Source organism: Spongiimicrobium sp. 3-5 (genome assembly GCF_046557915.1).
In the GTDB taxonomy this organism is placed as follows: domain Bacteria; phylum Bacteroidota; class Bacteroidia; order Flavobacteriales; family Flavobacteriaceae; genus JBHEBG01.
Window position 1 is genome coordinate 1,130,566 of the sequence record NZ_JBHEBG010000001.1, and the last position, 25,900, is coordinate 1,156,465.

Annotated in this window: 20 protein-coding genes; all 20 read left to right on the forward strand. The window is 42.3% G+C overall.

Annotated elements, in window-relative coordinates:
• The 20 genes from ACEQ81_RS05050 (at window position 1) to ACEQ81_RS05145 (ending at window position 25,866) form a co-directional block, all read left to right on the forward strand.
• The gene (locus ACEQ81_RS05050) at window positions 1-1,101 is read left to right on the forward strand and encodes a mandelate racemase/muconate lactonizing enzyme family protein (protein ID WP_411029756.1); all 1,101 of its coding nucleotides are present in this window, start codon (window positions 1-3) and stop codon (window positions 1,099-1,101) included.
• 13 nt (window positions 1,102-1,114) lie between these two features.
• Window positions 1,115-1,861, forward strand: coding sequence for an SDR family NAD(P)-dependent oxidoreductase (locus ACEQ81_RS05055; RefSeq protein ID WP_411029757.1), 747 nt, complete (start codon window positions 1,115-1,117; stop codon window positions 1,859-1,861).
• 117 nt (window positions 1,862-1,978) lie between these two features.
• Window positions 1,979-3,658: a DUF885 family protein gene (locus tag ACEQ81_RS05060; RefSeq protein ID WP_411029758.1), complete on the forward strand. Its 1,680-nt coding sequence runs from the start codon at window positions 1,979-1,981 to the stop codon at window positions 3,656-3,658.
• Between the two features lie 44 nt (window positions 3,659-3,702).
• The gene (locus tag ACEQ81_RS05065; protein WP_411029759.1) at window positions 3,703-4,287 is read left to right on the forward strand and encodes a hypothetical protein; all 585 of its coding nucleotides are present in this window, start codon (window positions 3,703-3,705) and stop codon (window positions 4,285-4,287) included.
• Window positions 4,284-5,831: a GMC family oxidoreductase gene (locus tag ACEQ81_RS05070; RefSeq protein WP_411029760.1), complete on the forward strand. Its 1,548-nt coding sequence runs from the start codon at window positions 4,284-4,286 to the stop codon at window positions 5,829-5,831. The genes ACEQ81_RS05065 and ACEQ81_RS05070 overlap by 4 nt, the downstream gene beginning before the upstream one ends.
• A 40-nt stretch (window positions 5,832-5,871) precedes the next feature.
• Window positions 5,872-6,522, forward strand: coding sequence for a YceI family protein (locus ACEQ81_RS05075; RefSeq protein WP_411029761.1), 651 nt, complete (start codon window positions 5,872-5,874; stop codon window positions 6,520-6,522).
• A gap of 6 nt (window positions 6,523-6,528) precedes the next feature.
• A complete protein-coding gene (locus tag ACEQ81_RS05080) occupies window positions 6,529-7,929 on the forward strand; it encodes a hypothetical protein (RefSeq protein WP_411029762.1) in 1,401 nt (466 codons plus the stop codon).
• Between the two features lie 44 nt (window positions 7,930-7,973).
• Window positions 7,974-9,452 (forward strand): hypothetical protein, encoded by a 1,479-nt coding sequence (locus ACEQ81_RS05085; protein ID WP_411029763.1) that lies wholly within the window; start codon window positions 7,974-7,976, stop codon window positions 9,450-9,452.
• Window positions 9,453-9,480: 28 nt separating this feature from the next.
• Window positions 9,481-10,797: a M24 family metallopeptidase gene (locus ACEQ81_RS05090; RefSeq protein ID WP_411029764.1), complete on the forward strand. Its 1,317-nt coding sequence runs from the start codon at window positions 9,481-9,483 to the stop codon at window positions 10,795-10,797.
• 21 nt (window positions 10,798-10,818) lie between these two features.
• Window positions 10,819-12,168, forward strand: a complete 1,350-nt coding sequence (locus ACEQ81_RS05095) for a M24 family metallopeptidase (protein WP_411029765.1) — start codon at window positions 10,819-10,821, stop codon at window positions 12,166-12,168.
• Between the two features lie 24 nt (window positions 12,169-12,192).
• Window positions 12,193-13,851, forward strand: coding sequence for a DUF885 family protein (locus ACEQ81_RS05100; protein ID WP_411029766.1), 1,659 nt, complete (start codon window positions 12,193-12,195; stop codon window positions 13,849-13,851).
• A 15-nt stretch (window positions 13,852-13,866) separates the two neighbouring features.
• Complete coding sequence (locus ACEQ81_RS05105; RefSeq protein WP_411029767.1) at window positions 13,867-14,646, forward strand: CPBP family intramembrane glutamic endopeptidase; 780 nt, start codon at window positions 13,867-13,869, stop codon at window positions 14,644-14,646.
• A gap of 232 nt (window positions 14,647-14,878) precedes the next feature.
• On the forward strand, window positions 14,879-15,994 hold the full coding sequence (locus tag ACEQ81_RS05110) for a formylglycine-generating enzyme family protein (RefSeq protein ID WP_411029768.1): 1,116 nt from the start codon (window positions 14,879-14,881) through the stop codon (window positions 15,992-15,994).
• A 26-nt stretch (window positions 15,995-16,020) separates the two neighbouring features.
• On the forward strand, window positions 16,021-16,797 hold the full coding sequence (locus ACEQ81_RS05115) for a hypothetical protein (RefSeq protein WP_411029769.1): 777 nt from the start codon (window positions 16,021-16,023) through the stop codon (window positions 16,795-16,797).
• Window positions 16,798-16,815: 18 nt separating this feature from the next.
• Window positions 16,816-18,615: a DUF885 domain-containing protein gene (locus ACEQ81_RS05120; protein ID WP_411029770.1), complete on the forward strand. Its 1,800-nt coding sequence runs from the start codon at window positions 16,816-16,818 to the stop codon at window positions 18,613-18,615.
• On the forward strand, window positions 18,581-19,735 hold the full coding sequence (locus ACEQ81_RS05125; protein WP_411029771.1) for a formylglycine-generating enzyme family protein: 1,155 nt from the start codon (window positions 18,581-18,583) through the stop codon (window positions 19,733-19,735). Before ACEQ81_RS05120 ends, ACEQ81_RS05125 begins: the two co-directional genes overlap by 35 nt.
• Window positions 19,735-22,482: a WD40/YVTN/BNR-like repeat-containing protein gene (locus tag ACEQ81_RS05130; protein WP_411029772.1), complete on the forward strand. Its 2,748-nt coding sequence runs from the start codon at window positions 19,735-19,737 to the stop codon at window positions 22,480-22,482. Before ACEQ81_RS05125 ends, ACEQ81_RS05130 begins: the two co-directional genes overlap by 1 nt.
• Before the next feature lie 62 nt (window positions 22,483-22,544).
• Window positions 22,545-23,666: an aminotransferase class I/II-fold pyridoxal phosphate-dependent enzyme gene (locus ACEQ81_RS05135; protein WP_411029773.1), complete on the forward strand. Its 1,122-nt coding sequence runs from the start codon at window positions 22,545-22,547 to the stop codon at window positions 23,664-23,666.
• Between the two features lie 2 nt (window positions 23,667-23,668).
• Window positions 23,669-25,015: a YfcC family protein gene (locus ACEQ81_RS05140; protein ID WP_411029774.1), complete on the forward strand. Its 1,347-nt coding sequence runs from the start codon at window positions 23,669-23,671 to the stop codon at window positions 25,013-25,015.
• Window positions 25,016-25,047: 32 nt separating this feature from the next.
• Window positions 25,048-25,866, forward strand: a complete 819-nt coding sequence (locus ACEQ81_RS05145; protein WP_411029775.1) for a hypothetical protein — start codon at window positions 25,048-25,050, stop codon at window positions 25,864-25,866.
• Window positions 25,867-25,900 lie beyond the last annotated feature (34 nt).

Below are 25,900 nucleotides of genomic sequence, written 5' to 3' on the forward strand. Positions count from 1 at the left end.
ATGAAAATTACTAAAATAGAAACGATCGCATATGGGATTCCGGTCAAAGGTTTTGCCGATGCGTATACGAGCTTTGTGCGATCGGATGCAATTTTGATCAAGATATATACGGATGACGGACATGTTGGAATTGGCGAAGCGTGTGCTTGGGAACCCGAGTTTTACGGAGAAACTCGAGAGTCTATCGAATCTACCATCCTAAACTATGCCGCTCCAAAAATTATTGGAGAAGATCCTTTTAATATTGGACGTATCATGATGATTCTAGATCAGAATCTCGCCCGCATCACCTGCGTTAAAGAAGGTATTGATTTGGCATTGCACGATCTTTTGGGAAAGATTCTAAACGTTCCGGTTTATAAACTATTGGGAGGTAAGTTTAGGGACAAAGTACCCGTAGGTTCGGAAATAGGAATCAATACGCCAAAGGCAATGGCAGACAATGCACTACGGGTGTTAAAGGAAGGCATCAGTGTTATCAAAATTAAAGGTTCCGATGATATGAAACTCGATGTGGAGCGAATTAAAACCGTTCGTGCCGCTGTGGGAGATGATGTGGAACTTCGGCTAGATCCAAATGCCGCTTGGGATACTATTGGATCAATACGGGTTATGAGGGCAGTAGAAGACTGCAATCTACAACTATTGGAGCAACCCATACCTAATTGGGATTTAAAGGGAATGGCGCACATTCGTAGCAATATAGGCGTCCCCTTAATGGCCGATGAAAGTATCTGGACCCCTCAGGATGCAGTGAAGATACATGATTATGGTGCTGCGGACCTCTTAAACCTTAAAATTGCAAAAACATGCGGTCTTCATTTGGGCAAGAAAGTAGAAGCTGTTGCGGAAGCACTAGGACTACCATGTATTGCAGGTACGGAACTAGAACCCGGAATATCCTCCGTTGCCAAAATACATATTGCAGCATCTATGAAAATACACCCGATAGCCAGTGAATTTACGGAACTTACCCAAGTAGATGGTTCAGTCCTAAAGCAACCTCTTAAAGTTGTTGACGGTTGTTTGGCCGTGCCAGAGGGTCCTGGTTTTGGAGTAGAAATAGATGAAGACGCATTGGAAGAATATAGAATTAAGTAAAAGGGTATAAAATATGAAGGAAGAAAGGGTCATTTTAATTACAGGTTCATCGAGCGGACTGGGGGCATGTTTGATTAGACACTTTTCCAAAAAAGGTTTTGGTGTAGTGATCAATTACGTTATGGATGCCGAAGCAGAAGCATTGTATGGGGAAATAGCCGAAAATGTTGGAGATCAGAAGGTGATGAAGTTTAAAGCAAATGTTTCTGACCGCTCAGAAGTAAAAGCCATGTTTGATGCTGCTATCAAGAAATTCGGAAGGGTAGATATCCTCATCAATTGTGCCGGAATAAATCGGGATGGCCCCTTTATGGAAATGACGGATGAACTTTGGGACGCCGTGGTGAATGTACACTTAAAAGGACATTTTGTGTGCAGTCAGGAATATGCCTTTCACAATACGGATAGAGAAGGTCTAATTATCAATCTGGGTGCTGCAGCGGGCCAGATTGGAAGAAAAAATGGTGCTAATTTTTGCGCGGCAAAAGGGGGCATTTTTGCCCTTACAAAAGCGATGGCACTAGAACTGGCTCCAAGGATTAGGGTCAATTGCCTTGTTCCGAATGCAATACGCACAAAAGAAGTCATTGAGCGTTACGATTTGGAAAATAAAGAAGGACTGGAAAAAGAACTCGCAACCATGCCAATGGGGCGTTTGGGAGAGTATGAAGATGTAATTCATATGGTAGATTGTATTGTTGATGCCAAATTTTCAACAGGTGCCAACTTCTACGTAAATGGCGGGCAATACATGCATTAAACACTAACCACTAAAATATTGACAATCAATTACTTACCAAGTCATTTTATGGCTATGGGAGGAGAGTTACACCTCTTTTATTGTGCAAAAATTTAATTAATTCAAAAAACTAACATCATGATCAAGTATTTAAAACCCATTATTTGTACCGTATTATGTGCCACTATTTCATGGGGCTATTCCCAATCCCATGAAAAGAGTTCCACTTACGACGCATTGGTAGAATTATTCGTAGGGTTTCGAGAAGCGCAAAAACCGGCCATCGTTGATGGACTGCCAGATTATAGCGAGGCCGGAATGGATAGGAAGCATATCGAAATGAAGAATTACCAGAAACGACTGGCCGATATAGATACCACAGGTTGGTCCAAATCCTTGCAAGTAGATTACCTTTTGGTATGGGCGGAAATGAATGCTGTGGAGTTTCATCACCGTGTGCTTAAGCCATGGAAACACGATCCTGGGTTCTATTCTTTCTTTGGAGCGGGAGATGCTGGGGCATCAATGAATCTAGAAGACATCATGCCGGTCTTTTTTGACTTTGAAGGTCCTTTGAACAAAGAACAAAAGGCACAATTAAAGACCGGACTTAAAATGGTTCCGGCAATTTTGGAACAGGCAAAGGTAAATCTTACCGAAGGCTCTGGTGACTTGGCAGCTTTCGCCATAAGAAATTTTGAGCAAGAGGCAGAGTTCTTCAATGCCATGGGGGAAGATTTTTTAAAAGGCGAAAGAGGTTTGATCAAGCTTGCAAAAAGCGCAGCAACAGCAATAGAGGAATACCGCCAATGGATCATTGCCAACAAACATAAAATGACCGCTTCTGCCGGATCGGGTAAGGAAAACTATTCTTGGTGGATGCACAACGTACAGTTATCCCCATGGGGATGGGAAGAAAACAATGCCATTATCCAAAGGGAGTACGACCGAGTTATCACTTTTTTGAAGTTGGAAGAACAAAGAAACCGAAAACTTCCCCCACTAGAGGTGGCCATGTCGGAAAGAGCCTATAACAAGAGCTTACGAGAGGCATTACATTATGTGGTCAAATTTTTAAAGGAAAATGAAATAATGACCATTGATGATTGGGTAAACCCCGCCGATTATTATATGGGTGGACGTGGTTCCGAAGGCGACCTATCTGAATTGAGTGATGAGGTAGGCGAAGAGTTTTTACCAGAAAATTCCAATGTAGACCTAAAGTACCGTCAACGGGAAATACTGCCCGGTGAAAACCATGAGTATGTTGGCCATATGCTAGATTACCAGAGACAACAACGTCTTAATTTGAGTCCCATTCGCAAAATGGGAACACGATACAATATGGGTTCTATGCGCTTGGAAGGTTGGGCCGTATGGATGGAAGAAGGCCTTATGCAAGCGGGGGTGCTGGATGAGCGCCCACGTAAAGGAAGGGAAATGGAATATTTGATGAATGCATCCCATATGAGCCTATCCATACCCGATATGAAGATGCATGCCAATGAGATTACCCTTGCCGAGGCAAGAAAACTCTGTGCAGAAATAATGCCGCGAGGTTGGACCAAAGAGGATGAGGGTGTGGTTTTCTTCGAAATGCAATCCAATTTACGAAACCCTGGTGGCTTTCACAGCAATGTGGTTGCTGGTAAAGCTTACTTTATGAAACTGTTTAGGGAAAGGGCGGTACAGTTGGGCGATGATTTTGTAATCAAAGATTTTATAGATGAATTTCTATCATATGGAATTATTCCAATGCCACTTATTAGATGGCAAATGACAGGCTATAGTGATGAACTTGATAAGATAAGGGGATGATGGATTTCTGAGACATAAAAGTTAATTTTTTAAACCGGAAGAATATGAACGATATAATGATAGATCGCCGAAAACTTATCAAGATGGGTCTTGCAGCCGGTGCCTTGGCGATGCTCCCTTTGGGTTGTATCCAAGTGTCGGACGACAAATTGGGACAGTTGCTCAAAACCGTTGGAGATTCTGACCTACCGATCGATTGGGAACTGACCGGAAAGTTGACAGATACCGAGTTCAATGCCTTGGCATCTCTATGCAAGTATGTAAACAAGATATGGGAACTTACTCCAGATCTTGAGACATACCTAAAGATACTAAGGGTAGACCTAAACCTGAAGACCAGCGAAGAACCCAGTTATCTAACGGAGTACAGAAACGCTGTGGCATTGATCGATGCAGTGGTGGGCAAGGACGATAAGGAGTGGGCTACCTTGCTCTTTTCAGAATTTGAAGAGACCGATTTTCAAAGTACCCAACTGGGAAGGGCAAGACGGTTGGTATTCTCCGAGATCATTACCCATTTCGTTCCCATATCAGGAGGGTTCAAGACGTTCGGTTTATGGAATTATAGTGGCTATTTTGGAGGTTCTTACAATTCTCCCGAGAGCTATAGAAAAATGAAAGCCTTATGAAAAAAATTATCATTGTCGGCTCTGGGGTAGCCGGGACAATATTGGCGCGACAGCTTTTAGCAAGCGGAAATTTTGAAATTACCATGTTTGAGGCCGGACCAAAGTTTAAACCTGGTGATCGCCGTATTTGGCTAGATCATCTTGTAGGCGCCAATAATTTGTATGAGGATTTCATTGATGATCCGGGTACAGGGCATAAACACATGAGAGTACGCGGTGCAAGGTTGTTTATGAAGGGTGGTACTACCAATCATTGGGGCGGACTAACTCCCCGTTTTAAGCCTGAAGACTTTGAGCTAAAGTCGCGCACAGGTTTTGGGGCCAATTGGCCCATCAGTTACAAGGACCTTGCCCCCTATTATACAAAAGCAGAACTCCTTTTAGGAATTACAGGCGATTCTGATAATGACGATCCACCAAGATATGGCGATAAATTTCCGTTCACCGCACCGCCCTTTACTCTAGGTGACGGAATGCTTATAGGTATCCTTAACCGTTTAGGTATATCCTACGGACATGCTGCAGTAGCAAGGAATGGTAATAGATGCATTACCACAGGAACTTGTGATTATTGTCCTATGAATGCCCGGTATACAGCGCTCTATGATTTGGTACAACTGCAAACTGAATATGGGGATAAACTAACCCTGAAAACAGAATCGCCGGTGACAAAAATAACTATGGACGGCAAAAAGCGCGCTAGGGGGGTAGAATTTTTAGACCTTAAAACGGGTAATTATGCATCAATGGAGGCCGATGCCGTTGTTATTTCCAGTGGCACAATAGAGTCTGCCAAACTTTTGCTGGTCTCTGCCAACAAAGATTGGTCTCATGGTATTGGTAACAATTCAGATCATGTTGGACGGCATTTGAACGGCCACCCTGTAATGGGTGCTGAAGGTACCCGTCCAGGAAATCCGGACAAACTCGCTACCGAACTTGGTTTTACTTCCTTGCTTAGTCGGCATTTTGATTCACCCGAATATCAACCAAAAGGCAAAATGTGGTTTTCTGCAGGTATTGGCGCCAACACTGCCATTGAAAGGGGAATCCTTTCAAATATGTCGCGGGCCGATATTGACGCAAGAATGACTTCTGAGATGAACATCTCAGCCGGGGGAGAAATGGAAATGTTCGAAAGTCCCGCAAACCGGGTCAGTTTGGGAAAGGGCAAAACAAGACATGGCCTTCCCAAGACAAAAGTAGCGTTCGAAATCCAGGAAATTAATGTAAAAACCAGACAAGAACATGTAGATACTTTTATTAAAATATTAAAGGCGGCCGGTTGTAAAGAAGATAGTATTGAAACATATCTTGGAGATCCGGACGGCGCCCACGCATCGGGTACTTGTCGCATGAGTAAATCCGATGCTGACGGTGTAGTGGATCCTAACCTGCAGGTTCATGGTACGGATAATCTTTACGTGTGTTCAAATGCTGTTTTTCCCAGTATCGCCGCAGCCAACCCAACATTAACGGTATCTGCACTCGCGGTAAGATTGGCAGAACATCTCGGAGGAGAAAGATTGAATAGACCGACCTAATAAGTATCTAATTATTGACAAGAAATAACAACGGATAAAAATGACAAAATTCAGCTGCATATCGGTGCTCTCACTCTTAATCTTTCTTTCGTGCAAAGAAGTGAAAAATGAAACAAAGTCAAAAGCTCAAAAAGAAGCGGTTCAAATATCAACCGCTGGTACAACTTATAAGATAGATGCAAAAAACAGTGTAATTACTTGGAAAGGATTTGCGGTGGTAGACGGTCATAATGGTACCATTAGCATATCGGAAGGTGTTGTAAATTTTGAAAAGGGTCATTTAAAAGCCGGAAACTTCATTATAGATATGGGTACCATTGCAGTGTTGGATCTAGAAGATGAAGAAGAGAACGGTGATTTAGTTGGGCACCTAAAATCTGAAGATTTTTTTGATGTGGAAAAATTTCCGACCAGTGAATTTGTACTAACAGACATTGAGGAAAAGGAAAACAAGACATTTTTAAGAGGCAATTTTACCCTAAAAGGGACTATTAGGAATATTGAATTTCCAGTGGTCGTATCTAAACAAGGAAAAGAAGTTACCATGGTAAGCAAGCCTTTTACTATTGACCGAACCGAGTGGGGAATTATTTACGATTCGGGCAAATTCTTTAAGGATCTAAAGGATGAACTTATCAAAGATGAAATAGAGATTACCATAAATCTTAAAGGTTTTTTAGACGATAAATAATAGTTTATGATACATAAAATAATACTTGTTGCAACTATACTACTACTCTGTACGGGTTTCGTACGGGCACAAACAGATGAATATACTCCAGACCCTGAGACAATCCTTCAACTTATTAGAAATGATAAGTTAGAACTAGTGGTGCCAGGTGCCATGCGAGACAATAAGGTTGATATGTGGATACATGCGGCACGCGCCGGAAATCCGGATCCTTTGGAATACGAATTCGGTAAGATTGACGGATTCCTAATTTTCACGGACAGGGGTGATCGTATAGAACGAGCCATGTTCGGAGGTGTTTTTACCGGTAGTGGCGGTGTTGAAGATATAGATGTATGGGGCTCTGTAGAGGTCGCTAGGGCAATTGGCGGATATGACTATGGCAAGACGGATTTTTCGGTTTTTGATGAAATTAGAAAGTTTGTAGAGGAACGCGATCCAAAAAAAATTGCGGTCAATTACTCGGACTGGCTGGCAATATCGGATGGAATCTCACATACGCAATATCAGAAGTTGATCAAAATACTGGGAGAGAAGTACGCTTCCCGGATCATATCGGCAGAAAATGTGATTACCGATTTTCGCTCCCGTAGAATTCTCAGAGAGGTAACGGTGCAAACCAATACCTTGGAAATTGCCCGTCAGAATGCCCTTAAGAACTTGGCTAGGATCGTACCGGGAAAAACAACCATTCACGAATGCAATTGCGACGGTCGGGTATTGTATTCGGCCTCCGCACCCCAGCCAGAGACACCGAGGGCCACGGGCTGGATACGCAATCCGGACTATGTGCTCCAACCCGGCGATTTTATTTCCTTCAGTGGTAATGCCACTTGGATGGATTTTGGTTTTTCATCCTTCGGTGTAGATACAAAGCAGCATGCCTACCTACTAAGGGAAGGTGAAACGGAAGTACCCAAGAGTCTTCAATATGCTTGGAATCAAACTAAAAAAGCACAGGGAATTATGCGAAGACATGTCAAAGTAGGCATGACCGCAGGTGAATCTCTCCAAGCCATCATCACAGCAATGGAAAAAGAAAACTTTATTTATACACCCTTTACAGACGATTCGGCAGAAGATTACAAGATGATACAACGGATGTTGAGAGGTAAAGAAAAATCTGGATTTTATGTGGATTTTCATGCTATGGGTAACAATGGTGGGGATCTGGTAACCGTGGGACCGTCCATTGCACCTTTTAGAAGGGATAGAGACCATTTGGTCATGAAAGAGAATCACATTTTTGCCTTTGAATATGCAGTGCATACAAATATTCCGGAACGACCAGGTTTCCCAATGACCATAAATTTTTCGAACCCGCAGGCCGTTACCAGCCTTGGCGTGGAGTGGATTCAACCAGCTAACGAGCGTATATATTTAGTTAAGGGAAGTGCCCAAAATTAAGGGAAATCCTATCGTATGTAGTGATGAATATAAAGCAAACAATCATGAAAAAACGAAATCCAATATTTAAGATACTCCTATGTGTTTTCATAGCAGGATCTAGCATGGAAATCGCATCCCAAACTACTTCTGTATTGCCTACACAACAGGAGTTGGAGAAGTTAAGCGAGGATGAATGGAAAAATCAGATCAGGCGAGAGAAATTCGATATTGTTCTGCCCAAAATTATGCGAGAGCAAAAAGTGGATATGTGGATCCATATTATGCGAGATGCCATCGAAGATCCTTTTGGAGAACATGATTTGGGTTCTGCTTCGGGCGTTTTTGTTTTTACCGACCGGGGAGGAGATAGGATCGAAAGGGCCATCGTAGGTCGCAGATGGGGAGATTCTCAGCGAGGATGGAGCAGCAAGGCCAACAACAACTTGGAGCGGTCGGGTGCGTTTGATATTATCGGAGATCCAGTGTTTGTGGTAGAACCCATTGCCGAACCTACTACGGAATATGACTTGCGATTTAAAGGAATCAAAGAATTTGTTGAAGCAAGGGATCCCAAGGTAATTGCAGTGAATTACATGGAAAAACTTGGGCCATGGGGAACTTCCCAAGAAGTGTATGACGGTATCTCATTGACGGATTACCGCCTTTTGGTCAAAGCGTTGGGAGCGAAGTATGCAGATAGGATCGTTTCTTCCGAATACCTGATGATGAACTATCAGATAACCCCTGTCCCCAGCGAGGTTAAACTGCTAAAAAAAATGCGGCAGGACGAGCTAAAGATAGTCGAGAAAATTTTTGATGGGATAAAACCTGGAATTACTCCAATAGGGGAATTTGGCCAGGTAGGAAACATAGAATCGTACGAAGCTTATGTAGTAGCTTTTAGAAGGATGAGCACGGGCCTATCCCAAAGGGGAAGAAGTGCAGGTTGGGAAAATGAGGTGGTCAGAAAGGGCGATATTATAGCTGCCACTACACAGGGCATGTTTGCGTATGTACTTCGTGATGGGGAAGAAGAGCCTCCTGCCGAAATAAAAAAGTTATGGAATACCTACTTGCAAATAGAGAAGATTTTTGCCGAGACCATTAGGGTAGGAAGAACACCAAGGGAAATAGTGAAAGATTATTCGGAAAGACTCAAGAAGATAGATGTCTTGGTAGAAGATTATCAGTTGCACATGTTCAGCCCCAAGAATGATTTTCCGGCATATTCCAAAAAATATGATCCTACAAAGACCATCATCTCCGTTGATCATCATGGCAAGGGCATGGGAGCATCGGGCCAAAAGCACGATATCTATCTCGGCCCAAGAATAGGGTCCTACGGCCCCGATTGGGTGCTAGATATCCCCTTACCGGAGAATCATCATTTTGTACTGGAATACTTCTTCTATATGCCTTCGCCAGGACCGGCAGGGAAAGATCAGTACCTATTATTCTGGAACCATGAGCAGGCAATAGCAACCAAAGAAGGGGTAGAATATTTATCACCACCTCAGAAAGAGCTGATTTTAATTAGATGATGCAGGGATGAAAAAAGAACAAACTAGAATGAAAAAAATCACCATTTTTTTAGTGCTGGTCATAACAACAGCTTCTACATACTCCCAAAGAGGTTCTTTTGAACCCATGGGCGATATCGAAAATATTCTACCTGTTTGGGAACAGGCGAAAATTATGGAAAAGCAGTTACGCATCCGGCAAAGAACTGTTGTTCCGCAAATTATGGAACGAGAGAATGTAGATATGTGGTTGGTGTCCTGGGATGAATATGTACTCTACGTTTCGTTGGCCAAAGGGAATGAAGAGGGGCTGGTTTCCAACCGTGCGGAAGCACTCATTTTTTATGATAAAGACGGGGAAGGACAAATAAAAATGATAGAAGCTGAAGCAGAACAGATCAGCAGTATTGTATCAAAACTGAACCCTTCAAAAATTGCAATCAGTGAAGAAATGAAAGAGGAACTAGGTGCGGCATTAAAAAAATATAGTTCGCGTTTTGTATCGTCAGAAGCGCTCCGAACATCATTTTTGCAGATAAGGAGTGATGAAGAAATGAGCCTTTTCCAATACGTGGCAAGAGTAGCACATAGCGTAATAAAAGAAGTTTTTTCAAATAAGGTCATCATTCCTGATGTGACCACTACCGATGAAGTAAACTGGTGGATACGTCAGCGATATAGGGATTTGGGTTTGCTTACCAGTGATCATCCAACAATCAATGTCCAGCGCAGCAAATTAGAACGTCCAAAATATACCGAAAACGATGAACATTTCAGAATCGATATACCCCCTAGAAATGGGTACAATACCATAATACGAAGAGGAGATATCATCTCTTGCGATACCGGCATTGATTATTTGGGATTGGGAACAGATACCCAACAGAATGCCTATGTGCTGAAAAAAGGAGAAACAAATGCACCGGAGGGACTTAGAAGGGCATTTAAGAATACAAACAGGCTTCAGGAAATATTTGCCGATGAATTTGTGAATGGTAGACCCTCAAATGATATTGTAAATGCTGCCATAAAAAAGGCCAAAGCCGAGGGGCTTAGACCTGAAATTTATAGCCATCCCATCCCTCATTTTTTAATGCGCTATTCGCTCAACGGCGGATTTTTTAGCGGTACCCGTTATTTTGCCGGCCCGGAAATGGGCGGTGAGGGCGGTGAAGAACTAGAACCCGGCGGAGGTGGCCCCGTGTACAACAATACGGTATATGCCATGGAATTGGATGCGGAAACCGCTGTTCCGGAATGGGGTGGGCAGGATGTGCGATTGGTGTTAGAGCAGACCATAGCGTTTACTGGCGATAAAGTAGTGTTTTTAGGAGGCAGACAGACCAATTTTTATTTGATAAAATAAATAACTTAAAAGTAGAACAGGATGATCAAGAAATTAAAAATAACCGTGGTTTTAATACTATGGTGCCTGGGACAATCTGCACTTGCCCAATATAGTACGGCCAAGGCAAATCATGAATTGTTAAACCTGATCAGAAAGGAAAAATTTGACCTGATCCTGCCTGGTGCTATGCGAGACAACGGAGTTGACATGTGGATCCATGTAATAAGACGTGGGGATACGGATGCATTTGCAATAGATTTTGGAATTACCATGGGCTATATTGTTTTCTCGGACCGTGGGGGTGAACGTATTGAAAGAACCGTTTTTGGTTTTGGATGCTGTGCCGAAATTGCCGACGAATCGGTTTACGATGATTTTTTGGAGGAAGAGGCCCTGACAAAATTCGTGGCAGATAGAAATCCGAAAAAAATTGCAGTGAACATGTCTAGTTTATTGACCCATGCGGATGGACTTTCACACACCAATTATCTAAAACTAAAAAAACTGTTGGGCGATGGTTATTCAAAAAGATTGGTATCCTCCGAAAATGTCATCACGGATTTTAGGGTACGGAGAATTCAACCCGAAATTAGAACGTTTGCCAATTTATGCGAGCTGCAACGTAGGATCATGGAAACCGCTTTGGGAAATATTAATCCCGGGACTACCACAATAAACGATGTATACTGGTGGTCCGAAGATCAGTTGCTAAAACAAGGTATCCAAGCATCCTATTTTGGGGGCAGAACCCCTGGAGTTTTACATTCCGAGGTTTCCAAACCTTCGGAATATCGCAGCTTTGACTATGCCTTTCAACCGGGCGATTTTGTGTCGTGGGATTGGGAAGTGGTCCATTTAAATATGGGAACGGATTATAAACGAAACGTTTATATTCTACGTGAAGGAGAAACGGAGATACCGGCAAGCCTTAAACATGCTTGGCAGCGAGGCCTTGAGGCCCGTAAAGTGATTCGCAAGGAAATTATAGTGGGCCGCACCGCAGGCGAAACCCAGAAGGCCGTTGTAAAGGCATTGGAGAAAGCAGGTTTTGTTTATACACCCTTTGAGGACACGCCCCGAGATAGGGAAATTGTGGAGGCACTTAAGGATAACCCTAAATCTGGTATATCCCTAGACTTTCATTGTGTGGGGAATACAGGTAACAGCGAAGTGGCCGTGGGTGCGGCATTCGCCCCTTTTAGACCATATCGATCCCACTTTAAGATTCAGCCCAACCATTTGTTTTCATTTGAATATATAGTTCATACTTGGGTTCCGGAGTGGGGCAAACGGATAGCTATCAATTTTGAGGACAATCATATTGTAACCCATAATGGTGTAGAATGGCTTTATCCGCCAAATGAAAAGATCATTTTGGTAAAACCGTAATCAATCATAAGTAAAAATCAATTTATGGACCTATTTAAAAACTTGAATATCGTTTTCGCAGGCATTTTATGCTTGGTTATATCCGCTTGCTCGGAGGTCAATAAAAATTCCAAAGCCAAAGAAACTACCAACAAAGTGGCAGTTACTACAAATTACAACGACCTGGTAAGTTTGTTAAACGAATTTAGGGCGTTCAGGGAGCCAAAAATGGAAAATGGGGTTCCAGATTACACGTCGGATGCCATTTTACAACAGAAAAATAGACTTGGAAATTTTCAAAAACAACTCCAAGCAATAGATGTAACAACCTGGCCAGTATCTCAGCAAATAGATTACCAGTTGGTACGGGCAGAAATGAATGGCATGGAATTTCAATATCGTGTAGTGCGCCCATGGGCCAGGGACCCAAGTTTTTATTTACAATCCCAAGAAGGCAGTGGTCCAACCCGATCAGGGGTCTTAGAAGTTGAGGGCATGCCAATGAGCGACCAGAAATTGGCGGGGTTTACTACACGCCTAAGAGCCGTTCCCAAGATTTTTGAACAGGCCAAGCAGAACCTCGTTGAAGGAGCCGGCGATTTTGTTACACTGGCACTTCAACACCTAGATGAAGAAATCGCTATCTACACCCATTTGGCACCCCTACTTGCAGAACATCATCCAGATTTGGTCCAAGATGCAAAAAATGCGGAAACGGCGGTTAAGAACTATGGTAAGTGGTTAGCGAAGAATAAGGAAAATATGACCGCCCAAGCCGGGGTTGGTAAGGAAAACTATAACTGGTTGATGAAGAATGTATATCTCTTTCCCTATACGTGGGATGAGATACGGACTATTGTGGAATTGGAAGATAATAGGGTCATTACATTTCAACGACTCGAGGAAAATAAAAACAGGCATTTACCCAGACTTAAACCGGTACGGTCGCAAGAGGAGTATAAGCAGAGTGTTAAGGAATCCATAGACCACATCATGGACTTTCTTAAAGATAAGGAAATCTTCACAGTCGAGGATTACCTTACCCCGGAAGGTTATTTCGGTGCTTGGCATGGATTTGAAAATCCTTGGCCTGAAAAACACGATTATTTCTTCAACTTTTCACATCGCGAATCCGTAATGGAGGAAACCCACGAAATGGTTGGGCATCATTTTGATGAACTACGGGCACAACGGAATCCCCATCCCATCAGAGGGGGTATTCCACCCTATAAAATTGCTACGGCCAGGCATGAGGGTTTTGCTTTTGCCTTGGAAGAATTAATGGTATATGCCGGTTACTTGGATGGGCGCTCTCCTAGAAGCAAGGAAATTGCCTATGAACAGGCTGCTTTTCGTACCGTAAGAGCACTTTCGGATGTGTACATGCATAGTCAGGAATGGACGTTGGAAGATGCAGTAGACTATTGTGTAGCCAATGCACCTCACGGCGAGCTATTGGAGGATAGCCACCATTTATGGTACGAAATGGCTACTACCCTTCGTGGTACAGGGCATCATATGCTTATGGTGGTAGGGAAGGTGCAATTCATGAAGCTTTTTAGGGATCGTGCCAACCAGTTAGGGGATGACTTTAACCTAAAAACCTTTATGGACGAATTTTTTGCCTCCGGTTCAATACCATTTGCACTCACCCGTTGGGAAATGACAGGTTATGATGACGAAATCAAGAAATTATTGGAATAAATGAACTTCATGTAGATGAAAAAAATCTGGACATTTTTATTGTTAACGTTTTTGCTAAGTGCTGTTTTTTATGCAATGATCCTCTCCTTGGAATCATTGAAAGAAGCGGATAACCTGGTTTTTGGATTAATGTGGTGTCCTGGTATTTCGGCCATAATAACCGTACTGATCTTTGATAAAAATATTAGAGGATTGGGCTGGAAACTAGGGAAGGCCAAATATCTTTTATTAAGCCTTTTAATACCGATCTCATATGCATTGATTCCTTATTCCATAGTTTGGGTTACAGGTCTTGGCAAGTTTGTGCCCTCAAATTTTGAAGAGAACATACTAGTTTTTTGGACCTCTGGTTTGGCCCTAAGCTGTCTATCGGCCTTAGGGGAAGAAATAGGATGGAGGGGTTTTTTAGTCCCGGAACTTTCTAAAAGAATGAACTTTCTAAAAACTTCATTGATTTCTGGTTTTGTTTGGGCATTGTGGCACGTTCCCGGAATAGTATTCTCGGATTACAATAACGGTGCAGGCTGGGGCTATTCTTTAATTATGTTTTTCATATTGGTTTTGGGAGTGAGTTTTCTATTCGCCTGGCTCCGGTTAAGATCGGGTAGCCTATGGACAGCGGTAATCATTCATGGTGTCCATAATTTGTTTGTACAAGGGTATTTGGATGTGGTAACCGAAGACACCGGTATTACCAAATACATTACTGGTGAATTTGGGGTGGCGCTGGCGTTATCTGCAGTAGTAGTGGCGTTTATATTTTGGAAAAAGAGGTCGCAAGTGATGAACATTTAGTTTTATAAAAAATCAATGGATTTCTATGATAAGAACGAAGAATTTTGTCAATTTTATTGTATTTTTAGAAGGATTAAAATAGTGTGGTAATATGCCACAGGCTTATTTTCTATCGTAAGGAAGACAATAGGGAAAATAAGTTATTTTTTTACGGATAACCTCCGTATACCTTAAGCAATAAAATTGGTTAGGTGTACGGAGGTTTTGCTTTTTACGATTAAGATGACATGAAATGGGAAAATTAAAAACAGAAATGATAAAGGTGCTTTTTATAACTGTGATAACGATGTTGGCCGGATGTAAATTGGGTGGTTCCAATCCTAGTTTTAATGGGCAAATGGAAAATATAAGAACTCAAGAAGAAGAACTGCAATTTGTGAAAAAAAAGGCCCTCTCTTTTGAGAAAAACCAATCGGGCCACTGGGAAGCAACCTTTGACCATAATATAGTAATGATCTATGTGCCTGAAGGGTCTTTCACCATGGGCAATAATAAAATTGAACAAGCATTGCCAGAACATAAAGTGAATTTAAGTCACTATTGGATAAGTAAAACGCCCGTTACCATAGGACAGTTTAGGGCGTTTGTAAATCAAACAAAATACCAGACCGAAGTTTTGGAAAAGGGGCATACCGGGCCATGGGTCTATGATTTTAAGGAAAAAGGATTTTTGCCCAAATACGGTTATTATTGGGACAATGCATTTAAAGATGTCATTGCAAAATTTCCGGAAATCACTATTGATGATCTACATCCGGTGAGCAGCGTTACCTGGAACGACGCCATAGCATATGCCAACTGGCTTTCGGAGGAAACAGGCTTACAAATTTCGCTGCCAACGGAAGCGGAATGGGAATATGCCGCCAAAGGTACGGATGGCCGAATTTACCCATGGGGAAATGAAGAACCCGATGGTACCAGGGCAAATTATGCCGATGAGACATTCAATAAATACTTTCCAGGGACAGAGCAGGCACTTGTACATTATGGAGTCAACGATGGCTTTGCCATAACCTCGCCCGTTGGGAGCTTTCCCAATGGCAGATCACCAGTTGGTGCCATGGATATGGCCGGGAATCTAACAGAATGGGTATATGATTCGCACTACACCTTAAATCCTGATGAGGTAAAAGAGGTGAGCAACCCAATTTACACGGAAAAAAATGGCGAAAACATGGAAAAAGGAGGTCTTTGGTGTGGTTCGGCCGGCCGAGTTGGACAGACCCCCGATGAAATAGAAATGGGACATAACATAAGAACGGATACTAGACCTTCGGATGAAACCGATAGTGCCGATGACCATATGGGGTTTCGAATAGCAATTTCCTATACCCCAAGAAATAGATAAGATAATTTGATCAAAACACAAGAATAATGAAAACAACAATTTTAACCGTATGCCTTTTGGCAATTTCGTTTACCTCATGCGGACAGCCAAGTAATTATTTACCCGATGCCAAAGCTTGTAATCTATCCTCGGATAAGCCAAGCAGTACCGAAACCTATGAGTTCGATAAGGGATTTAACGAGTATTTTACGCAAAGCACACGTTGGGAATCACATGATGCCGATATCCAAATTGTAAACGGAAAAGGCCAGCTCACAGCAAATTCCGATAATGTCTCCAATGCTTTGGAAGCTTGGAAACTTTATAAAAACCAAATGCCTTACAACAGGTCCTGGGAATTTTCTGTTGTTGTAAATGTACCTATTTATTGGAACACAAACGGGGGTAAGGAAGCGCAAGTAGGTGTTGGTCCGTTTGCGGGCAGACCTGTTGAAAAAGGACAATCACCAAAGGTTTATGAGTGCAATATGGCAGCCATTAATGGTGAATTTAGATTCGTGCAGGCACAGTTGATCAAAAATCGTTTGGGCTTTGACCCCGATGATGTACAGTTCAAAAAATTGCCAAAATCAAAGGAGAAAGCAACCCTAACACTTCAGTATTGTGCCGACCACAATAGCCTGGGCCTATTTTTGGATGGCGTGCAGGTTGGCAAGAGCAAGGCCATAAATAAAGAAGGAGCGGACGATTGGCAGTTAAACGCTGATGACAAAATAGATGTTGGTATTATGGGCTTTGCCGAAAACACAGTAATTACCTCGCATTCTCCTACCATAGAAAAAGTAACCGTTACAGTCTATTGATACCTGAAAATGAAAAACATGGGTAAACTTAAAATATATTGGATGACACTTTGCATTGCAACCTTGGTCGTGGCATGTAAGACAGAGCCAAAAATCGAAAAGGACAACAATAATGTTGCAACCGATTTTGAAGCGTTTTTAATGGATTATTATGAGGAAGGCCTTCGTTTAAATCCGTTGGATGCTACTTTTCAGGGAGATTATAGGTTTAACGACCAATTACCCAATATACTTTCCGATGAATTTACGGATAAAACAAAAGCGTACTATACCAAATACAAAAGTAGATTGGAGGAATTTGATGATACTTCACTTTCTGAAAATGAAAAAATGACCAAGGCAATACTGACTTGGGACTTTGAGGTTAACCTAGAAGGGTTCAATTACAGATCTGATCTGATGCCTATTGACCAGTTCAATTCTTTTAATCTTACTATAGGACAACTGGCAAGTGGCAAAAGTGCCGTACCATTTAATACCGTGCAAGATTATATGGATTGGTTAAAGCGTTTGGATCAATATTTAGAATGGATGTCCTCCGCCGAAGTCAAAATGAAAGAAGGCGTAAAAGCGGGTTATGTACTTCCTAAATCATTGATCGTAAAGGCACTCCCACAACTGAAAGTGCTCATAAATGATAATTTGGATGAACACATATTTTATGCTCCTATAAAAAATTTTCCCGAAAATTTCTCCGAACGGGAGAAGGACCAACTTACTACGGCCTATTCCAAAATGATATCTGAAAAGATTATCCCTGCCTATAAAAATATGTATAACTACATGAGTACGGACTATTTGGATGCCGGGAGAATGTCTTCCGGAATTTCTGATATTCCACAAGGAGAAGCCTACTATGATTACTTGATAAAAGTAAATACGACTACCGATATGAAAGCCGATGAAATTCATCAGATAGGACTTTCTGAGGTAAAACGTATTTTAAGCGAAATGGAGGAGGTGAAGGCCGAGGTGGGCTATAAGGGCGATCTAAAATCTTTTTTTAACTACGTTAGAAGCAATAGGGAGTTAATGCCTTTCACCGAAGCACAACAGGTTATCGATAATTTTTATGCCATCCATGATCGCATGAAACCGCAATTGGAAAAGTTGTTCGATAAAAGACCTAAAACAGCTTTTGAGGTAAAACAGGTAGAAGCTTTTAGAGAAGCATCGGCAAGTGCGCATTATGACCCAGGTTCTTTGGATGGTACACGCCCGGGGGTTTTCTATACCCCAATTCTCGATGTTACAGAATACAACACCTATTTGGACGAATCCACTTTTTTACATGAGGCCATTCCAGGACACCATTATCAAGTATCCCTAACACAAGAGAACGAAGAATTACCTCATTTCAGAAAAACACAGTCGTACAGCGGCTATGATGAAGGTTGGGCATTATATACCGAATCGTTGGGCAAAGAACTGGGGCTGTATGAAGACCCATACCAGTATTTTGGGATGTTGGATGCCGAAATGCACAGGGCCATCCGTTTGGTGGTAGATACAGGGCTGCATTCAAAAGGGTGGACGCGAGAACAAGCAATAGAGTATTCATTGGACAATGAAGCGGCATCGGAGACCTCCATTATTTCTGAGATAGAACGATATATGGTTATTCCCGGACAGGCACTGTCCTATAAAATTGGACAATTAAAAATAAGGGAACTCCGTGCTAAGGCCGAAGCGGCTTTGGGTGATGATTTTGATATCCGAGAGTTTCACAATCAGGTGTTGGAAACTGGTTCCATTCCATTGGCCCTGTTGGAAAATAAGATAAATGAATGGATTAGATCGAAAAAAGCTAAAGGATAACACCATGGGATTAAGTCGCCTTTTTTTATGCCTTGTTTTTCTATTTGCAGGATGTAAGAATGCAAATAAAAGTACTGATGCGCCCAATGGTACCGTTGAGGTACAGCAAAAAGAATTTGAAGAAGTGAAGACAAAGGCAAAATCGATTTCAAAAAACGAGCAAGGCCATTGGGAAGCCACTTTTGGTTATGGAATTGTTATGATTTATGTGCCTCAAGGAAGCTTTGTTATGGGGAATGACCTATTGACCGATGATGCCGTACCCGAATTGAATTCGTTTGGCGCCGCTCCGCAGCATAAGGTAGACCTAAGTCATTATTGGATAAGCAAAACACCAATTACAATTGCCCAATTCAGAGCATTTGTACAGGAAACAAGTTATGTTACGCAAGTAGAAAAAGAAGGACACTCCGGTCCTTGGGTCTATGAATTGAGGTTGCGGGCGTTCGAAACAAAATTTGGACATAACTGGGACAATGCCTTTAAGGAAAACGTATTGGACAAATTTCCCGAAATAACTATCAACGAACAGCACCCTGTGGTCAATGTTACTTGGTTTGATTGTATTGCCTATACCCAATGGTTATCAACAAAAACGGGCTTAAAGTTCACTTTACCCACCGAAGCAGAATGGGAATATGCGGCCAGGGGCAATGATTTACGCACGTATCCCTGGGGCAATGAAGTACCTAATGGAACTAGGGCAAATTATGCGGACGAGAGTTTCAATAAGTACTTTTCGGGCACGGGTGAAGCGCTGGTACATTTTGGTGTAAATGATGGTTATGCCGTTACCTCGCCAGTAGGTAGTTTTCCCATGGGCATGTCTCCGATCGGCGCTTTGGACATGGTGGGCAATGTACGGCAGTGGGTCTATGATTCTAAATATACTTATGGAAAGGAATTGGAGACAAACCCCATTAATCTGGAAGAGAACAATATAAAACTAATGAAGGGAGGGCTTTGGTCTGCCTCCGCGGGTAGGTTTGACCAAACTCCGGATGAGATAGCCATGGGCCATAATATCAGGGTAGATGCCAGACAAGGTTTTGAACCGGACAGTGCCGATGATCATTCGGGCTTTAGAATAGCTATTTCCTATGTTAAAAGACCATTGTAATGAAGATCAAAAAAATTAATATCCATCAAATATGCATTTTCTGTCTGCTTTGTGTAATTCCCAGTGGGATTAAGGCGCAAGCGGATACAGAAAAGCTGTTGAAAAGTGTGCATTATCGTCAGATAGGGCCAACCAGACAAGGAGGTAGGGTGGTTGCCTTTGCAATTTCCAAACAAGACCCATTTACATTTTATGTGGCGGCGGGTCCTGGCGGTATCTGGAAGACCGAAAACAACGGAAATACCTTTTATCCGGTATTTGATAATGAGAATATTGCCTCGGTGGGAGATGTAGCCATAGCCCCATCCGATGATAACATTGTTTGGGTAGGTAGTGGTGAGGCCAACCTCAGAAACAGTACATACTATGGTAACGGGGTCTACAAATCCGTCGATGGTGCTAAAACTTGGGAGCATATGGGGTTGGTAGAATCCCATCATATAGGTAGGTTGCTCATTCACCCCACCGATCCCAACATTGTTTATGTGGCGGCCCAAGGACATTATTATTCCGAAAACTCCGAGCGTGGCATTTATAAAACTACAGATGGAGGTAAAACCTGGAAAAAATCTTTAGATATACAAATAGAGGGAACTCATATTGGGGCTACCGAAATTAAAATGGATCCAAACAATCCAGATATCCTATATGCCGTAACCTACGATCGAATCCGCAAGCCTTGGATGTTCAAAACAAGAGGTGTTGGCAGCGGTATTTACAAATCAATGGATGCCGGAAAATCTTGGAAAAAACTTGAAAATGGATTGCCAAGTGGAAAACTCGGGAAAATAGGAATCGATGTCTATCTTAAAAACCCAAATATATTGTATGCTACGGTTGATGTTGTCCGAACATCTGCGGGTCATGAACAGACCAATGTGCATGAAATATATAGAAGTGATGACGCCGGCAAACATTGGCAGCGGGTCAGTGCAGATGGTGAAAGTATTGGAAACCGATCTAACTACTACGGCCAAGTTATTGTTGACCCCAATGATGATCAACACGTCTATGCATTAAGCCCAATTGTTCACGAATCTTATGACGGTGGCAAGACCTGGGCACAACATATCCGCTATGCGGGAGACAATCATGTGCTTTGGATAAACCCCAACAACTCCGGGCATATGCTTTTGGGTTACGATTATGGTATGGCCATTTCCCATGATGCCGGTAAAAATTGGTATCATCCGGATGAGCTGCCCATGGGACAGTTTTATGCCATAGGGATAGATATGGATTATCCCTACAATGTCTATGGAGGTACCCAAGATTTTGGTTCATGGAAAGGTCCGAGTACAAAAAAAGGGCGTTTTCCCATTCGTTTCGAGGATTGGGAGCACGTTAATGGAGGTGATGGATTTTCTAATTTGGTCGACCCCTCCGACAGTAGATGGTTATACTCAGCGGCCCAATTTGGCCATATTACGCGTATAGACCAAAAGACGGGGGACCGAAAAACCATTATGGGCGATAATGCCAAGGGTCTTCGGTTTAATTGGAATACCCCTTTACTGATTTCACCCCACGATAGCAACACTTTGTTCGTTGGTGCCCAAAAGATTTTACGATCTACGGATAGGGGCGATAATTGGGAAGAGATAAGCCCCGATCTGGCCGGATTCAGTGAAAATAAAAAAGGTTTTGGCCCTTTTTTATATGGCACATTGACTACTATGGCCGAATCCCCAATAGAAAAAGGGGTTATTTGGACAGGTGCGGATAACGGCAGCGTTCATGTAACGACCGACGGGGGTGAAAGTTGGGCAAAATTAAATCAAAATATAGATGGATACCCAGATTACTGGGTTACTCGGATAACAGTTTCGAGCCATACCGCTGGCAAGGCATATGTAACCCTATCCGGATTGCGTCAAGATGATTTTCGCCCTTTTATTTATGAAACTACCGATTACGGAAAGAGCTGGACCTCCATAGCTGAGGGCCTTCCCAATGAATCCGTTAACGTTATCAAAGAAGACCATAAAAACCCGAACCTTCTGTTTATTGGCACGGACAAGGCAGTATATACCAGTTTGGATGCAGGGCAACATTGGACCAAAATGAAAAACAATATGCCCACAATCGCTGTACATGATCTGGTAATACATCCTAGGGAAAACGATTTGGTTGTAGGAACCCATGGACGGAGCATTTTTATTGCGGACATTTCCCCCTTGCAAGAGCTGACCTCGGAGGTGATAAACAAGGATGTTCACTTGTTTCGTGTTGAGCCAAAAGTACAATGGAGAATGACAGGGCAACCCGCCATTAGCGCGCAGAATTTTACCGGGGAGAATGAACCTGCAGGGGTAGGTATCAACTATTATCTAAAGGAACCGATAGAAGGTGAAGTAAAATTGTCAATCTATGATGGTGACCAGCTAATAAATGAAATAATCGGGACGAACCGAGTAGGAATAAATACTGTACAATGGGGGATGACAAAGCGAAAGCCAAGAACGGATAAAGAAATGGAGAATTGGGAAAATGAACAAAAAGAGCTGGCCGAGGAAGAAGAGTTTTTTGATTATTACGATACGGTAGAAATTTTCCCTACCCCTACCGAAGAGGTAGACAGATACGGCCGTTCCCTTCGGACCCGTGTACATTTTGTGCCAGGACTAACGGACAAGCAATATAAATATACTAGAGTAGGTCCCGGACAATACAAAGTGATATTATCCGTGGACGGAAGAACATTTGCCCAAGAGATATCCCTTTTGAAAGACATCTGGTACGATTGATCGGGCACCTAAATTTAGAAACTAGCAGGCAATAAACACAATAACTAATAACAACGCATAGCATGATGAACATTCCAATTTTTGAACTAGAAAGAGTACAATCGCTTTTTGAAAATACGGTCGATTTTAACCTTACCGAAAGCGGTTTTCATCCGTACACCCTTAATGAGTTACTAACTACGGAACAAATAGGTGAATTGACCAATACCGTATTGGGTTACGGACAGACCAATGGCTCTATCCCTCTGCGTAAAAGGATAAGTGATATGTATAACGGGGCAAATGAAGAAAGTGTATTGGTTACCAATGGTTCTTCCGAAGCTAATTTCATTGCTTGTCATACTCTATTGGAAAAGGGGGACGAGGTAGTGATGATGGTGCCCAACTACATGCAGATTTGGGGAATAGCCGAGGAAATGGGTTGCGTTCCCAAAGCGTTTCACCTTAGGGAGGAAAATCAGTGGAAGCCAGATATTTCAGAACTAAAAACATTAGTGGGCCCAAAAACAAAAATGATTGCATTATGCAACCCGAACAATCCCACAGGATATACCCTTACTGCGGAGGAAATGCAAGAGATTGTGGCCATTGCCAAAGGGGTAGATGCCTGGGTGTATTGCGACGAGGTATATAGAGGCGCCGAATTAAACGGTAAAACTATTGAGAGTTTTATGGGTATGTACGATAAGGTAATGGTAAACGGAGGTTTATCCAAAGCCTATGCCTTGCCCGGTCTTCGGTTGGGATGGTTGGTAGGGCCCGAAGAGCTTATAGCGGACACTTGGGCATATCACGATTATACTTCCATCACAGCAGGGGTCATGAGCCATTTTATTGGCGAGATCGCCCTACGGCCCGAAAAGCGTTTGGAAATTCTGACCAGAAATAGAACTATGTTGAACCAAAATTTGAAGGCCGTAAAAGCATGGTTAGACCACTATGGCGATCTATTTGAATATACCGAGCCCAAGGGAGGTGGAATGCTATTTATAAAATATAATCTGGACATCAATTCTACTGAATTGGCAGAATGGTTGCGTACAGAGAAGAGTGTATTTATTCTGGCAGGTGATTGCTATGGAATGGACAAGCATTTTAGAATAGGTATTGGGGAGCGAAAAGAATACATCCTTAAAGGCTTAGAGCGAATCAAAGAGGCATTAAAAGAACGATTCGACCTATAAAAATGCTGCGAAGAATCAAATTTCCGGATCCCTTGTTATTGCTATCGGCATTTATATTTATTGCTATGATAGCAAGCTATATTGTTCCTGCTGGAAAATTTGATAGACAAATAAACGAAGCGACCGGACGGGAGATAGTAGTTGCCAATTCTTACCATACCGAAGTTTCTAGTCCGGTGACATTTTTTGAGATGCTGGTAGCTATCCCAAAGGGTATGCAACAGGCTTCTTCCGTTATCTTTTTTGTTTTTTTGGTAGGTGGTTCTTTTGTGGTAATCAATAAAACGGGAGCGTTGAATGCGGCCGTAGATTGGTTGGCGGTTAAGTTTAGTTCAAAAGAAATGATGATCATACCGGTCTGCGTGGTTCTTTTCGCCTCTTTGGGGGCCATTCAAAATTTTCAGGAAGAGATTATACCTCTGGTGCCCGTGCTGCTGTTGCTATGCAAGCGTTTTGGCTTTGATAACCTTACGGCTGCGGCAATAAGTATTGGTGCGGCCATGGTAGGATCGGCGTTCAGCCCAATAAACCCATTTCAGGTGGGAATAGCGCAAAAAATTGCCGATATACCCCTGTTATCTGGTGCGGCATACCGAAGTGTGTTTTTAATATTAGCAGTGTTTTGCTATTTCCTACTTGTTCGGAGGTGGGCCTATAAAACTAAAAAAGCACCGGAGACCAATGCCGTAATCGATTCTAAACCCTTTTCAAAAGCCCATAAGGCCATTCTTGGTGTTATAGTAGCAACCTTTGCCTTCCTGATTATTGGTGTGTCTCGCTGGGATTGGGACTTTGAGCAAATGACGGCCTTGTTTTTTTTGTCGGGCATAATATGTGGCCTTTTAGGGGGTCTAGGTAGTTCAGGAACCGTAAAATCTTTTGTAGAAGGGTTTAAGGACATGGCATACGCAGGGCTGCTCATAGGTTTTGCCAGGGCCATATATGTGGTTTTGGAAGATGGCGCAATTATCGATACACTGGTGAACAATCTTTTTTCGCCATTATCGCAGTTACCAACGGCGGTTTCTTTAGGAGGGATCACCTTTATGGAATCGCTTATTCATTTCCCCGTTCCCAGCGTAAGCGGACAGGGAGTGCTCACCATGCCATTGCTAACATCACTTGCAGATCTTATGGAGGTACCGAGGCAACTTATGGTGCTGTGCTATCAATATGGCGCCGGTTTGGCCGAGTTAATAACACCTACCAACGGGGCATTAATGGCCATTCTGATGGCCTGTAAAGTTTCTTTTGCCCAATGGATAAAGTTTTCGATAAAAGCTTACGGATTGCTTATAGTACTGGGAATGATTGCCATATACATAGGTCATATAATCGGGTTTTCATAAAGCCCGTAAAAACAAAAATAAAATGTAAAGAGATGAAATGGATAAAAAAAATACTGATAGCAATACTTGTTTTGCTCGTAGCAGGATTTGCTTACCTACAATTGACAAACCCCGACGAATTTAAAAATCAGGAAAACCCCGTGTCAAATTCGCCAATTGGGATGTTTGATAAATCAGCGGTTATTTTCGATGCGATAACCATTTATGGAACAAATGGGGTCCCAAAAGAAAAACTACAACACGCTGCTAAGGTTACGGCGCAATGGTTGGATAACGACGAGAACGGGCAAATTGATGATTTAAAATTGCAAGAAACCTTGATAAAGAACAACCCTGTGGTCATTATGTCCAAGGACGGTTTTTCGGGCATGGCCATGGTTAAGATAATGGCGAGCTTTTCCGGGCATTCTCTTCAGGATTTATCGGCCGAAGAAACAAATAATCCTGAAAGACGGGATGCCTCGCAAGAAGAGATTCATCATATTATTATGAATGCAGGGTTCCAAAAAATGGTGCCCAAGGTTTTTAGTGATCAAGAAAGTGATGGCAGTACACTTTATAAAATTTGGAAATATGCCAATGACAATGGCTACTACGCCTATGATGACCCTACCTGTGATGATGCCTGTAAAACTACAGAATTTGTGTATTTGGCTACCGCCGCTTATCTAGACTCGCAAGTAGATTTATTTTCTGATGAGATGCGACTGAAGACCAGAGATGCTTTAAGGGAAAAAATCCCGGAGATATTGGAAATATTTGAATCTAACGCTTATGTATACCCCATCCATATCTGGCCCAATGGCAGGTATGAGCACACTAAAAACATACAATATTTTGGAATGGATTAAGGAAGAAAAAAACATAACTATAACACATCTATAA

Coding starts and splice junctions, on each gene's coding strand:
- ACEQ81_RS05050 (WP_411029756.1), top strand. CDS start 1: ATGAAAATTACTAAAATAGAAACGATCGCATATGGGATTCCGGTCAAA.
- ACEQ81_RS05055 (WP_411029757.1), top strand. CDS start 1,115: ATGAAGGAAGAAAGGGTCATTTTAATTACAGGTTCATCGAGCGGACTG.
- ACEQ81_RS05060 (WP_411029758.1), top strand. CDS start 1,979: ATGATCAAGTATTTAAAACCCATTATTTGTACCGTATTATGTGCCACT.
- ACEQ81_RS05065 (WP_411029759.1), top strand. CDS start 3,703: ATGAACGATATAATGATAGATCGCCGAAAACTTATCAAGATGGGTCTT.
- ACEQ81_RS05070 (WP_411029760.1), top strand. CDS start 4,284: ATGAAAAAAATTATCATTGTCGGCTCTGGGGTAGCCGGGACAATATTG.
- ACEQ81_RS05075 (WP_411029761.1), top strand. CDS start 5,872: ATGACAAAATTCAGCTGCATATCGGTGCTCTCACTCTTAATCTTTCTT.
- ACEQ81_RS05080 (WP_411029762.1), top strand. CDS start 6,529: ATGATACATAAAATAATACTTGTTGCAACTATACTACTACTCTGTACG.
- ACEQ81_RS05085 (WP_411029763.1), top strand. CDS start 7,974: ATGAAAAAACGAAATCCAATATTTAAGATACTCCTATGTGTTTTCATA.
- ACEQ81_RS05090 (WP_411029764.1), top strand. CDS start 9,481: ATGAAAAAAATCACCATTTTTTTAGTGCTGGTCATAACAACAGCTTCT.
- ACEQ81_RS05095 (WP_411029765.1), top strand. CDS start 10,819: ATGATCAAGAAATTAAAAATAACCGTGGTTTTAATACTATGGTGCCTG.
- ACEQ81_RS05100 (WP_411029766.1), top strand. CDS start 12,193: ATGGACCTATTTAAAAACTTGAATATCGTTTTCGCAGGCATTTTATGC.
- ACEQ81_RS05105 (WP_411029767.1), top strand. CDS start 13,867: ATGAAAAAAATCTGGACATTTTTATTGTTAACGTTTTTGCTAAGTGCT.
- ACEQ81_RS05110 (WP_411029768.1), top strand. CDS start 14,879: ATGGGAAAATTAAAAACAGAAATGATAAAGGTGCTTTTTATAACTGTG.
- ACEQ81_RS05115 (WP_411029769.1), top strand. CDS start 16,021: ATGAAAACAACAATTTTAACCGTATGCCTTTTGGCAATTTCGTTTACC.
- ACEQ81_RS05120 (WP_411029770.1), top strand. CDS start 16,816: ATGGGTAAACTTAAAATATATTGGATGACACTTTGCATTGCAACCTTG.
- ACEQ81_RS05125 (WP_411029771.1), top strand. CDS start 18,581: ATGAATGGATTAGATCGAAAAAAGCTAAAGGATAACACCATGGGATTA.
- ACEQ81_RS05130 (WP_411029772.1), top strand. CDS start 19,735: ATGAAGATCAAAAAAATTAATATCCATCAAATATGCATTTTCTGTCTG.
- ACEQ81_RS05135 (WP_411029773.1), top strand. CDS start 22,545: ATGATGAACATTCCAATTTTTGAACTAGAAAGAGTACAATCGCTTTTT.
- ACEQ81_RS05140 (WP_411029774.1), top strand. CDS start 23,669: ATGCTGCGAAGAATCAAATTTCCGGATCCCTTGTTATTGCTATCGGCA.
- ACEQ81_RS05145 (WP_411029775.1), top strand. CDS start 25,048: ATGAAATGGATAAAAAAAATACTGATAGCAATACTTGTTTTGCTCGTA.